Annotated in this window: 8 protein-coding genes and 1 pseudogene; 4 read left to right on the forward strand and 5 right to left on the reverse strand. The window is 71.3% G+C overall.

Features of this window, described 5'->3' with window-relative positions; all coding sequences use genetic code 11:
* Nucleotides 1–493 precede the first annotated feature (493 nt).
* Nucleotides 494–3091: a DEAD/DEAH box helicase family protein gene (locus ACFWP3_RS18665; protein ID WP_384222108.1), complete on the forward strand. Its 2598-nt coding sequence runs from the start codon at nt 494–496 to the stop codon at nt 3089–3091.
* Nucleotides 3092–3208: 117 nt separating this feature from the next.
* On the opposite strand, the gene ACFWP3_RS18670 is transcribed toward ACFWP3_RS18665, so the two are convergent.
* From ACFWP3_RS18670 to ACFWP3_RS18680, 3 genes are all read right to left on the reverse strand, one after another.
* On the reverse strand, nt 3209–4495 hold the full coding sequence (locus tag ACFWP3_RS18670; protein ID WP_384222110.1) for an SWIM zinc finger family protein: 1287 nt from the start codon (nt 4493–4495) through the stop codon (nt 3209–3211).
* The gene (locus ACFWP3_RS18675) at nt 4492–7365 is read right to left on the reverse strand and encodes an SNF2-related protein (protein ID WP_384222112.1); all 2874 of its coding nucleotides are present in this window, start codon (nt 7363–7365) and stop codon (nt 4492–4494) included. The genes ACFWP3_RS18670 and ACFWP3_RS18675 overlap by 4 nt, the downstream gene beginning before the upstream one ends.
* 330 nt (nt 7366–7695) lie before the next feature.
* On the reverse strand, nt 7696–8676 hold the full coding sequence (locus ACFWP3_RS18680; protein ID WP_384222248.1) for a TnsA-like heteromeric transposase endonuclease subunit: 981 nt from the start codon (nt 8674–8676) through the stop codon (nt 7696–7698).
* A 131-nt stretch (nt 8677–8807) separates the two neighbouring features.
* On the opposite strand from ACFWP3_RS18680, the gene ACFWP3_RS18685 reads away from it, so the two are divergent.
* Both ACFWP3_RS18685 and ACFWP3_RS18690 read left to right on the forward strand, forming a co-directional pair.
* Nucleotides 8808–9149: a hypothetical protein gene (locus tag ACFWP3_RS18685; protein WP_384222114.1), complete on the forward strand. Its 342-nt coding sequence runs from the start codon at nt 8808–8810 to the stop codon at nt 9147–9149.
* Between the two features lie 100 nt (nt 9150–9249).
* Nucleotides 9250–9477 (forward strand): hypothetical protein, encoded by a 228-nt coding sequence (locus ACFWP3_RS18690; RefSeq protein WP_384222116.1) that lies wholly within the window; start codon nt 9250–9252, stop codon nt 9475–9477.
* A 116-nt stretch (nt 9478–9593) separates the two neighbouring features.
* On the opposite strand, the gene ACFWP3_RS18695 is transcribed toward ACFWP3_RS18690, so the two are convergent.
* Both ACFWP3_RS18695 and ACFWP3_RS18700 read right to left on the reverse strand, forming a co-directional pair.
* Nucleotides 9594–10898 (reverse strand): UDP-N-acetylglucosamine 1-carboxyvinyltransferase, encoded by a 1305-nt coding sequence (locus ACFWP3_RS18695; RefSeq protein WP_384222119.1) that lies wholly within the window; start codon nt 10896–10898, stop codon nt 9594–9596.
* Between the two features lie 99 nt (nt 10899–10997).
* Nucleotides 10998–11909, reverse strand: coding sequence for an NAD-dependent epimerase/dehydratase family protein (locus ACFWP3_RS18700; protein WP_384222121.1), 912 nt, complete (start codon nt 11907–11909; stop codon nt 10998–11000).
* 232 nt (nt 11910–12141) lie between these two features.
* On the opposite strand from ACFWP3_RS18700, the pseudogene ACFWP3_RS18705 reads away from it, so the two are divergent.
* Nucleotides 12142–12279 (forward strand): annotated as a pseudogene (locus ACFWP3_RS18705) (helix-turn-helix domain-containing protein); the annotation flags it as partial.
* Nucleotides 12280–12327 lie beyond the last annotated feature (48 nt).

The following is a 12327-nucleotide window of genomic DNA, read 5'->3' on the forward strand; positions in this document are numbered from 1 at the left end:
GGTCTGCTCCGCAGACACGACGCGCCGCCACTACGTGGCGGGGCTTTGGTCGCCGACGGCGACACAACTCTGATCCGCTACGCGGCTCAGACTGGCAACAGCCGACGGTCGGTCGGGAGTTGGTGGCGCTGATATCGGTCTCTGCCGCTCCTCGGTGGTGCCGGCTAAAGACGGCTGGCTACGGGGTCGGGGGCTGGGCTCGATTGTCTAGTTTCCCTTCAAATTAGGGGATTTGCTCGGGCTCGACTCCTGTTCGAATCGGGGGTGTTGAGTCCGCTACGCGGCCTCAACACCGGTCGGATGGATGCCGCCTGTCGGTAGGTCAACCCTTACGGGTGGACGTGCCGTTGGGAAGTACCCGGCCAGAGCGGTATCTCTCGATACTATCGGGTGAACGCACCAGGTATCTAGGAACCCCAAAATGTGAGGCATGTTTCTTGCTGGGCTGGCTGGGGTGGTGCCGGAAGTCGGACAGTGAGCGGAGAGCAGGCGGATGCAGGAGTTGAAGCAGCATCAGCGGGTCGGCATCGATGCACTCCTGAGGGAGTGGGAGGCGTCGCCCAGGGACGATCCTGCTGAGTGCCGTCGGGCTCAGATCCGGTGGTCCTGCGGGGCCGGGAAAACCCGTCTGGCGGCGGAGGCGGCCCGCCGGGTGGGTGGCACGGGCCTGGTACTCGTGGCGGAGCCGACCCTGGGGCTGCTGAAGCAGAACCTGCAGGCGTTCGTCGACGACGGTGGCGTGCGGGGCCCGATCGCGGCTGTGTGCTCCCTGAGCTCCGGCGATCCGGTGCTCGCGCGGTACGGGGCAAGGGCGACAACGCGCCCCGTACCCCTCGCGTTCTGGTGGCACCAGATGCAAATCCAGGGACACCGGTCGGGGGTCGTGTTCGCCACGTACGCGTCGGTGCCCCGGATCGCGCAGGCTCACGCTCTCCGGCTGGCCCGCGTGCCCGCCTTGCCGCCCTGGGAGCTGATCGTGGCGGACGAGGCGCACCACCTCGCGGGTTCGGATCGCTGGAGCATGGTGTTGGACCAGGAGCGGATTCCGGCGCGCCGGCGGCTGACGATGACGGCGACGCCTCGGGTGTACTCGATGCGGCCGTACGGCGCGGGCAGTCTCGCCGAGCTGGGGTCCGGTGCCCTGGGTGATCGCGTTCAGGAGGAGGAGCCGGACCAGCAGGAGGAGTTGGACGCGGGTGGCTTCGAGGATGGCGTAACCGAGGGCGCGGTTGTGGCCCCGGGCGAGCCCCTGGCCAGCATGGACAACCCTGAGCTCTTCGGGCGGGTGGTGCACGAGGTGTCGCTGCTGGAGGCCCAGGATCTCGACTTGGTGGCCGGGCTGCGCATCGTGGTGGCCCAGGTCGATGACCCGGAGTACATGGCTGCGGTCGTCGCCGAGGGCCGTACGTCCGCCCGGGCGCGCGGTCTGTACCTCGCGGCGCAGCAGACGGCGGTTCTCCAGGCGGCCCAGGAGTACGGGCTGCGGCGGGTGCTGACGTACCACCACTTCGTGCCGGAGGCGCGCGCCTTCGCGGGGTCGCTGGCGGCCCAGGCCGGGCGGCTGCGGGCCGCGGGTGAAGCGGTTCCGGGTCGGGTGTGGGCGCGGGCGCTGACGCAGGACTCTCCCCTGGTGGAGCGGGACGATGCGTTGTGGGTGCGGCTGACCAAGGCCGTTGATGACGCGGGCGTGCCGGTTGACCTGGCCGTGGTGCCGTCGGTTCGGCTGCTGGGCGAGGGGATGGACGTGCCGGAGGTGGACGCGATCGCCTTGGTCGATCCGCGGTCGCCGATCCCGTCGATCCAGGCGGTGGGGCGGTGCCTGCGGATCCCGGCGGCCGAGCGGCGGCAGGCAGCGGCCGAGGGGCGCCGGCCGGAGAAGGTCGCGACCATCATCGTGCCGATCGTGTACCAGGCGGCGGGCGACCGGGAGAGCGTGCTGGGGCAGGCCTGGGACCCGTTGGTCAAGCTACTCAGGGCGCTGCGCTCGCACAGCGACGAGCTGGTGCAGGATCTCGCGGCCGGTGGAGCGGACGAGGATGTCGTCCTGGCCGCCGCGAAGGCCTCCGGGAACGGGAAGGACCGGCAGCCGGCGAAGGAGACCAAGCTGGACTTGGTGCAGTTCATGCTCGAGGGCCATGAGGCGAAGGACCTGGCCCGGCTGGTGCGGCTGCGTGTGGAGGCCTCGCACTTCTACGACGTCGCCTTCGCCCTGGAGGCTGCCGAGCGCTTCCACGGGCGGGAAGGCCACCTGAATGTTCCCCGGCGGCACCTTGAGGGCACCGTCGAGCTGGGCGTGCAGCTGGACACCTGGCGCAGTGCCCGGCGAGCGGGCTCGCTGGAACAGGCCATCCTGGGACGGCTGGAGAAGCTGGGCGTCGAGTGGGAGCCGCGGCGCAGCGCGCGGGAGGTCAACTGGGCTGGTCTGGTCGCCTACGCCCGGGCACGCGGGCACCTGTTGCCCCGGCAGGCCGAGACGTTCGAGGTGGACGGGCAGGAGGTGGCCGTCGGCCGGCTGATGACCGAGGCTCGGCGGCCTGGGACGGGCCGCGAGGGGGAGTTGGACGCGCTGGGGGTGCCGTGGCGGGTCGAGGGGCCGTGGGACGTGGCGTGGCAGCGGCACCTGGTGCTGCTGGACCGGTACGTCGCCGATGGCGGGTCGGTCGAGGAGCTGGTGGCGGGTAGCCGTCCATACGGCGGTGAGGATCTCGGGGCGTGGCTGGGTGACCAGCTGCGGCGTGGGGCGCAGCTGGATGAACAGCAGCTCCGGATGCTGGCCGTGCGGGGCGTGGTGATGCCCGTGAAGCCCGTGGGGGCAGCCTCGGAGCGGCGGACGCGCGGAGATCGGGCGCAGGCGGTCGTGGAGGCTGCGCGGCGGTATGTCGAGGAGGTCGGGCCGTTGGTCGACGGGCGGGGTCGGCATGCTGTCGAGGCGGGCTGGTCGGTGACGGTCCAGGGTGTGGAAGTGCGGCTGCTGGCGCGCTTGAACAAGGCGCGTGAGCGGCGGGAAGGGCTGAGTGAGGCTGTGCTTCGCCAGTACGCCGACCATGGGCTGCCGTGGGCGGGCGCCGAGCTGGAGCGCCGCGCGGTATAGAGCCCCTCCGGGCGTTGCACTCAGTGCAAGCGAGCTGGGTGCGCTGGAGTTGCGCTGAGTGCAAGCCTCCTTGTTGCACTCAGCGCAATCTGGAGTACTTGGCCCGTGGTGCGCCAGCTACTCGGCCCTCGGTTCGAGCAGGGCGCTCAGCACAGCCGTGACGTCCCGGTCTGGGAACCCGGCCGGCCACCACGTGGCGTACTTCTTGCGGTAGGGGTACCAGAGGCGTCCTCCGGTGCCCAGGCGCAGTTGGGCGTCGTGCCCGCTCACCGTGAGCCAGTTCCCCGTGATGCGAATCGCCGGGGCCCGTTCTCCGTCCCAGGACCGTTTGATCTCCTCGCGTACGGCGCGGAGGTATGACGGGTCCGGGTCCCACGCCGTGTCGAGGATTTCCATGGCCGCAGCCCCGCCGTATTGCCAGGCGCGGGCGGCCCGCGTGAGAGAGGCCGGGGTGCGGTGCGCGCTCCAGCACAGCCGCGTGAAGATCTCGGCGGAGGGTCCGGCGGCGGCGAGGCGTACGAGGTCGTCTTCGGTGCTGAGGGTGGCGGGGGTGAGGTCCTGCAGATGCCCGGGAGAGGGTGCGAGGGCCTGGTTCAGCATCTGGGTGGCGCGGGTAGCGGTGTCGGCGGCCAGGAACCGCAGGGCGGCGGGATCGAGTCCGGGTGCAGGGGCGCTTGCGGAGGTCAGTTCGGGTACCGGGCCGGGGTGGTCGACGGGGGGTGGTGGTGCGGGCAGCGGTGGGAGCCCGGCACGGGCGGCTGCGAAAACGTCCCGGGCGGGCACACCGGGCGGTGGCTGAGCGGTCGTGGTGTGAACGGCGTTGCGCCGGTGGACGTCCGCCATGAGTTCGCTCTCGCCGCGTCCGCGCAGGAGGAGCAGGACGAAGGGATCGTGGTCGAGGAGGCGGGCGACCTGGTAGTAGAGGGCGGCGGCGTGCTTGCACGGGTCGCCCCAGTCGGGGCAGGAGCAGCGGGGGGTCAGTTCGTAGGGCCGGGGCAGGAGGTGCACTCCGGCTTGGGCGGCGGTGTCGGCGAGGGTGGTGGGCATGTCGCGGTCGAGGAGGGCGGCGATGTGGCCGGCTTGGGCTGCGGCCGCGTCAAGGAGGACGTCCCAGGCGTCGCGGGTGAGAGTGGGGATGTCCATGGAGGTGCGGTAGGGGCGGGGTTGGCTGCCCTGTACGTGGGCGGTGGCGCGGCCGGGGGTGACGGTGATCTGGCCGACGTTTCCGCCGCGGGCGTAGGTCCGGCCGCGGGCGAGGCGGCCGGTCGCGGAGCAGGTCGGGCCTTCCAGGGCTTCGACCCAGGCGTTGCCCCACCAGGTGGCGGCGAAGGAGCGGCGGCCGCGGGCGGTGGGCAGGGGCGGGAAGTCCCGTTGCCGGTCGTCGGGGGCTGGTGTGGGGGTCATCGGCCTGCCTTCTTCAGCTGGACGAAGTCGGCGAGTTCGGCATCGCTCAGTTCGGTGAACGCGCTCTCCCCGCCGCCCAGCACCGCGTCCGCCAGAGCCCTCTTGGTTTCGAGGAGTTCGGCGATGCGGTCCTCGACGGTGCCCTCGGCGATCAGGCGGTGGACCTGGACGGGCTGGGTCTGGCCGATGCGGTAGGCACGATCGGTGGCCTGTTCCTCGACGGCCGGATTCCACCAGCGGTCGTAGTGGATGACATGGCCGGCCCGGGTGAGGTTGAGGCCGGTACCGGCGGCCTTGAGGGAGAGCAGGAACACCGGGACCTCGCCGGCCTGGAAGGCGCGCACCATGTCCTCGCGGCGGGCCACGGGGGTGGCGCCGTGGAGGAACTGGGCCCGGATGCCCCGGCGGGACAGGTGGTCGTGGATGAGGTGGCCCATGGTCACGTACTGGCTGAAGATCAGGACGGCGTTGTCCTCGGCGAGGATGGTGTCCAGCAGTTCGTCGAGGAGTTCCAGCTTCCCGGACCGGCCGGCGGTCTTCGCCTCGGAGGCTTCTTCCTTCCGGAATTGTGCGGGGTGGTTGGAGATCTGCTTCAGCGCGGCCAGGAGTTTGAGGACCAGGCCCCGGCGGGCGATGCCGTCGCTCTCGCGGATGGCGGCCATCGTCTCGCGGACCACCGCCTCGTAGAGGGCTACCTGCTCCTTGGTGAGGGTGACCGGGTGGTCGGTCTCGGTCTTGGCCGGCAGTTCGGGCGCGATCCCCGGGTCGGACTTCTTGCGGCGCAGCAGGAACGGGGCGACGAGCGCGGCCAGGCGGCCGGCGGCTTCGGGGTCCTCGCCGCTCTCGGCACCGCGGGCGTACTGGTCACGGAACGTCTTCAAGGGGCCCAGCAGCCCGGGTGTGGTCCAGTCGAGCAGGGCCCAGAGCTCGGAGAGATTGTTCTCTACCGGGGTGCCGGTGAGTGCGACCTTGGCACGGGTCCGCAGCGTGCGCAGCGCCTTCGCGGTCGCCGAGAACGGGTTCTTCACATGCTGCGCCTCATCCGCCACCACCATCCCCCAGAGGGGTTGGGCGAGTTCTGTCGCGCGCAGGCGCATGGTGGCGTAGGTGGTCAGCACGAAGCCCTCGTCGGCGCCGTTCAGGGAGCGCTTGGTGCCGTGGTAGCGGCGCACAGGGGTTCCGGGTGCGAACCGTTCGATCTCGCGAGCCCAGTTGCCCATCAGCGATGTCGGACAAACCACCAGGGTCGGCCCGGCGGTCGCCGGGTCCTGGATGCGGTGCAGGTGCAGGGCGATGAGGGTGATCGTCTTGCCGAGGCCCATGTCGTCGGCGAGGCAGCCCCCGAGGCCGAGTGAGGTCATCTGGTGCAGCCAGGTCAGGCCCCGCAGCTGGTAGTCGCGCAAGGTGGCTTCCAGAGCGGCGGGCTGCGGCACCGGCGTCCGGCGGGCTGCTGCCTCGGGGTCGGCGAGGCGCTCCTTCAGCTCCGCCAGCCAGCCTCCCGCGGTGACCTCCACCCGCTCGCCGTCGATGTCCGCGCTCCCGGCCAGGACGGTGCCCAGCGCCTCCACGGGGGTGAGGTCGCGGGCCTTGCGGTCCTGGGCGCGGGCCAGGACGGCGGGGTCGATGAGCACCCACTGGTCGCGTAGCCGCACCAGGGGCCGTTTCGCCTCGGCGAGGCGCTCCAGCTCGGCCGGGTCGAGTTCGCGGCCGCCGAGGGTGATCTGCCAGCGGAAGGAGAGCAGGGCGTCGGCCGACAGCAGGGACGGCAGGTCGGATGCGGTCTTTTCGGCCGGTTCGAGGACGGCGCGGGCCAGCAGCTGGCGGGCCAGTTCCTTGGGCCAGTGGACCTGAACGCCCGCTGCCGCCAGAGCGGCGGCGCCGTCGCCGAGGAGGTCGGACACCTCCGCGTCGGACAGGGTGAGTTCGGCCGGTACGCGCATTTCCAGGAGACGCGTCAGCGGCGGCCAGGCGTGGGCGGCCCGTCCCAGGGCCAGGAGCGCCTCCGCGCGGTCCGAAGGACCGAACAGCGCGGCCGCGTCCGACTTGCCGGCCCAGACTTCGCGGGTGTCGGCGACCACGGCCTCGGCAAGGTGGTGCAGCTGGACGACGGCCAGCACCTCGTCCTGCGCGCCGTCGTCCTCACCGTCCCAGGGGTAGCTCCCGTCGCCCGGGCCGGGCAGTTCGATCCGCAGGGAGACCGCGGTCCCCGAGTCGAGGCCGGCTGCGACACCGGCCGCCCACTCGCGCTGGTGCGGCACCTTCTGCGGGGCGGTCGCGGTCCAGGCCTCACCGCCTGCGGCCAGCGCGCCCGCCGGAGTGCGGGCCAGCACATCGGCGACCGTGTCCAGAAATCCCCGCAGCAGAGGCTCGGCCGCCGGCAGCTGCAGCGCCGCCTCGTCCTCGGCGGGCACCGCCCGGGCCTCGGGGGGCATCGCGGCCGCAAGCTCCCTGACCCGCACCATGTCCTCGCCGTCGTACGGGCCGATCCGCCACGCGTCGAACCCGGCGGGGCTCACACCGGGCAGGAGCCGGCCCCGGGCCAGCAGCTGCAGGGCGAGTACGGTGGCCGCGCCCCAGAACGCGGCCGCCGGATCCGCGCCCGGCATCCGGCGCGCCTGGGTGAGAACCGCCAGCGCCTCGGCCACCGGCATCACCGCGGCGGCCACCTCCCGCCGGCGTACCGAGGTGCCGTGCGGGCGCACCACGCTCAGACACTCCCCGGCCCCTGGCGGAGCCGCTGCGTCCCGGCGCCAGAACGCCACACGCCCCTCTCTCGGAGGATCCGACGGGATGAACACCGCGGCGCACTCGGCCAGCGCGGCCATCCGCGCCACCGTCATCGCGGCCGGACCACCGTCGGACATCGTCATGGCTGACGGAACGGATCCCACGGACTGCAGCCTCCCCTGCTCCTCACCACGGGCCGCAAGAGGCCGCGCCCCGCGCCCACCGAGCGTAGCGGTGGGAAGAGACGGGGCGGCCGGGAATGCAACCACCCCCACCCCATCGAGCGGCCTGCCCTCCGTAAACCCCGTCACCACCTTGGCCTGTGTCTGATATCGGCCGTGGCCGGGGCCGCAGCGACGGAAACCAGGAGGAGTAGGCGATCGGCTGCCCTTGGGCGACGGCCGAGCTCGAGCAACGTGGGGCGTGAGTCGGGATTCCGTACTGGCCGGTGGCGCGCGGCTGGGGGATGTCGGTCAGCGGGGCACGGTGAAGGGCTGGGTCGGGAAGAGCGGGTGCTGGTAGGCGGTGGGGAGGGCGGTGGCCTGCTCGGTGAGGTCCTGGCGGCTGAAGTCGCGTTCGCCTTGCCCGAACAGGGAGGGGTCCAGGTCGACGGCGAGCTGGTCGCCGCTGCGGTGCACGACGGTCCCGCGGTCGTGCCCGAGGATCAGGCGGGTCCCGACATCCCACTGCTCCGGTGCGGGCCTGCGGGCCACCGCGTCGGTACATACTCGGGTGCCTGTGGTGATCGGGCGGTACAGGTCGGTTGTCAGGTCGCCCCACCACAGCAGGTGCTGGATCACTCCCCGCACCATGGGCTTGGGCATCCTCTCGCTTGCGAGGTTCTCCTCCACTGCGGCGATGGGGAGTTCGGTGTCGGCACACAGGGCGAGGATGGGTTCGATCAGTGCCTGCTGGGTCTGGTGCATGGGTCGGCAGAAGCCGCGCAGGGCTTTGATGTTGGTGTAGTGCTGTGCGTCCTTGGGGCCCGTCCACCATTCGTAGGTCCAGCCCCGGGCGCGGATGACTTCCTCGGCCCAGTCCAGCACCCGCTCCGAGGGACATAGCTCACCGGCCGTCGGGGAGCTGTCGACGATGGTGACCTTGCCGTCGTTACCGATCAGCATCAGGTCGGGGATGTAGCCGGCTTTCCCGGGGCCTTCCTCGGCGCGGAGTTTGAAGGGCTGGCCGATCATGGACCGCACCGTGGGGTCGAAGTCCGCCAGCTCCATGCATTCCCAGATGCCGTCCTTGGCTACCGGCCCCTGGCCGGTGCTGATCGCGGCGTACTGCCCGAGATGAAGTTGCTCGCCGCGGTGGGTGAGGTGGCGTCGCCATGGTTCTGCGCGGGCCAGCTCGTGGACGTCGACGTCTCTCAGCGGCATCCACTGTGCCGCTCGCCCTTCCTCGAACCGCAGTCCGATCTGCACGCCGTCGAGCAGCTGGTGGGGCTTCATTCGTGTCACCGTTTCATGCTGGCAGATCCGCCTTCCCGCTACGCCGTGCTTCGCTGAATCCACGGTGCAGGGGTCTGCCCTGTCTCGGCGTACGCCGTCGAGGGCCCCTCCACGGACTCTAGAATCCGCGCATGACCATCGAGACCGCCCACGCGATCACTCCGTCAGCCGAGGAGGCATGGCGCCTGGTCGGCCACTACCTGCATCGCCTGTCGCATGACCTCCCCGAGAGTTGGCGGTTCCGCGATCACGAGGCGTCGCAGTGTCGTCAGCGACTGTGGTCGGCGCCCACCGAGAACGGGCAGAACGTGACAGTGGCGCTGTGGCTGCGGCTGTCGGACAGTGAGGTGTCCTGCGACGATCCCGGGTGCGCGGCGCGAGAGATGTACCTCACGAGCGACGGCAGCGGCCGTGTGCCGGCGTCCGGTCCTCTGCCCGACTTCGCCCGGCAGGAGGGCTTCGGCTACTTCTAGTACAAGACGCATCCGCACTGCGACGGGTGGGCCGCCGACGTCGACCCGCGGGCGGTGGAGTGGATGTCGACAGCGCTCGCTGGCCCTGTACGGCGGGTACATGCGGATCAACTGGTTCGACATGGGCGGTGCGGACACGATGGGGGTGGGCCACTCGCTGTGGGAGGTCTCCGCGCATCAGGCCCGGGAGGTCAGCCGTTGGTCGGCCGTCGCCGGACCCGATGGCGTTCATGACGAGGGGCCGACCAACCCGGCCGCCGTGCCGGTTCTCCCGCTTCCGCCCGAGGTCGAGGCCAAGCGCAAGGCGGCTGCAGAGGCCCGCCGCTGACGGCGGTCACCTGCCACCGGAGTACACCGACGTCACTGCTCTGATCATGGAGAGCCAGGGCGGCTGAAGCCCGGTTGCCGCCTTACGCCAGGGAACCCCGCGGGGGCCTCGGACACCTACTCCTGTACGACCTCCAACTTGGCTCCTAGCGCCGTGAGCTTGGGCAGCAGGTTGCCGTAGCCGCGGTGCAGGTGGTACTTGCCTTGGATGGTCGAGGTGCCTTCGGCCGCGAGTGCTGCGATCACGAGGGCGGCGGCGGCCCGGATGTCCTGGCCAGCCACGCGGGCCGCGGTGAGGGGGGACGGTCCGTGCACGGTGATGGTCGGGCCGTCGGCGGTGACGTCGGCGCCGAAGGCGCGCAGGGGGGCGACGTGGGTGGCCCGTGCGGTGTAGATCCGCTCCTCGATGCGGGAGATCCCCGGGGCCTGGGTGAGGAATGCGGTCAGCTGGGGCTGGACGTCGGTACAGGTGGCGGAGCCAGTGGCCATCTGCACGGGCTGGGGGCCAGCGGGGCAACCGGCGAGGGTGCCGCCGTGCGCCGGGACCAGCTCGACTCCGGCCTCGGCGAGCATGGACACCAGGGCTGCGGGGAACGTGGTGACGGGGATGTTGTCGAGGTGGACGGTTCCGCCGGTGATAGCGGCGGCCAGGGCGAGCGTGGCGGCCTCCAGTCGGTCCGGCGGAACGTGGACGGTTCCGCCGGTGATGCGGTCGGTTCCGGTGATGTGGAGGGCGGTGGTGCCCTCCCACTCGATGCCGACCCCGCCTTCCTCAAGCAGCGCGGCGGTCGCCAGTACCTCCGGTTCGGCGTTGGGGTTGAGGAGGGTGGAGGTGCCGCAGGCGCGGGCGGCCAGCAGCATCGCGGTGACCGTGGCCCCCAGGCTCGGTCCCCACTTGTGGGTCATCGCGTCGGTGGTGAACGACGCTGGGCCCTGGTCGGGCAGGCGGGCCTCGACGTGGGTGCCGGTGACGTCGAGGGTGGCACCGGCAGCCTCCATGGCGGCCAGGTGCCGGTCGATGAGGCGGTGGCAGAAGGCGTCACCGCCCGGCAGCGGGAAGCGCACCCGGCCAGCTCGGGCGAGCAGGCCGGCAGCCATGACGGCGGTCGTGCGGATACGCCGGCCCAGCTCGTCCGGGATGACGGGATACCAGGCGGCGGCCGGGGCGGTCTCGAATCGGTCGCCGACGATCCGGGCCCTGGTGCCGGTGCGGGTGAGGATCTCCGCGCAGACCTGGGTGTCCAGGATGTGCGGAATACCGGTCAGGGCCAGCGGCTCGTCGGCGACCTGGGCGGCGGCGTATAGGTGGAGGGCGACGTTCTTGCTGCCCTGCACCGAGGCCGTGCCCTCCAGGCGGTGGCCGCCGGTGACGCGGATGGCGCGGGTGTCGGTGAGTGGCGGCATGGCGGTCTGATCGTTCACGGGTACCTCCCCGGTGGTGTGGGGCGCGATGGAGGGGGCTCGCGGTCCCGGCGCTCCGACTGGCCGGGACCGCGAGCAGCACGGACTAGTTCGTGGCGCTCATCGGCCGGGTGCGGCCGCCGTCAGGGTGCGTGCGCGGGTCTGGACGCTGATGGCCAGGGCCTCGTCGAGGGGCATGCGGTCGACGGACCCGTAGGTGCGGGTGAACAGGCTCAGGTCGGCGGTGAACGAGTCGATCTCGTTGATGCGGGCGGCGGTGTGGGAGATGGTGCCGCGACCAGCTGCGCGGATGACCGCGTGGGCAAGGTCGAGGATGGAAACCGCGTGGCCGGAGCCGCAGTTGACGACGGGCAGGAGCTCGGGGGTGTCCAGGATGCGGGTGAGCATGGTGACCGCGTCGTCGATGTAGGTCAGGTCCCGGGCCTGCGTGCCGTCACCGTCGATTGTCAGCGGACGGTCCTCGGCGACGGCGTCGAGAAAGGCGGGGACGACGGCGTCAGGGTCTTCCTGGGGGCCGAAGGTGTTGAAGAACCGAACGATGCCGAGCTGGCGGCCGTCCTCCAAGCGGGGCCGGTAGATGTCGGCCAGCATCTCGGTGGCCACCTTGCCCGCCGCGTACGGGGACCGGGGGGCGTACGGCGCGCTCTCGGCGAGCGGGCCGGCCTGCTCGCCGTAGACCTCGCACGAGGAGGCCAGCAGCAGCCGCCTTGCGGTCGAGTTGGTGAAGGTGTGGAGCATGTGCCGGTCGACGGCGACGTTGTGCTCGAACCCTCCGACCTCGAAGCTCTTCGGGACGGACTTGAGCGCGGCCAGGTGCACGACCGTGTCCACACGGTCCAGGTCCCGCGCGGTCAGCGACCGGACATCGCGGATCTGGAGGTCCTTCGGGCTCGGACGACGAGAGGTGACCGAGAGGTTGTCGAGCGGGGTAACCGTGTGCCCTGCGTTGCGCATGACCTGGGTAAGGGCCGAGCCGATGAAGCCGACGCCGCCGGTGATCAGGAGGTTCAAGGGATGCCTCCGCGGAGTTGGGAGCAGCGAGGCGGTCTGTGCGCCGTCTGTCTGCTGCCGCAACCGTCCCGCCCGCCGTGCCCGTCCGGGAGCTGTTTCGGCTCTGCTCGCACACGGGGTGCGCCATCCGCACACCGTGTGCGTCCACACGCCGGGCGCATCCGCGCGCCCTGTTGCCGTGCGGCGCCAGGCACTACGGTCGTGCGGCACCGTCGATGCGCAGGAGGTAGTCATGGGCCCGAACCCGACTGACCTGGGCGCGGTTTTCCGCAGTGCCCGCCACGCCTTACGGCTGAAGCAGGTTGATGTCGCTCGGGCCGTCGGCTACTCGGCGTCGGCGATCTCGCGGATCGAGGGCAATCGGATGCGTGTGGACCTCGAAACCCGCCTGCTCTTAGCCCGGGTGCTCCGTATCCCG

This window comes from Streptomyces sp. NPDC058525 (assembly GCF_042719495.1).
GTDB lineage: Bacteria > Actinomycetota > Actinomycetes > Streptomycetales > Streptomycetaceae > Streptomyces.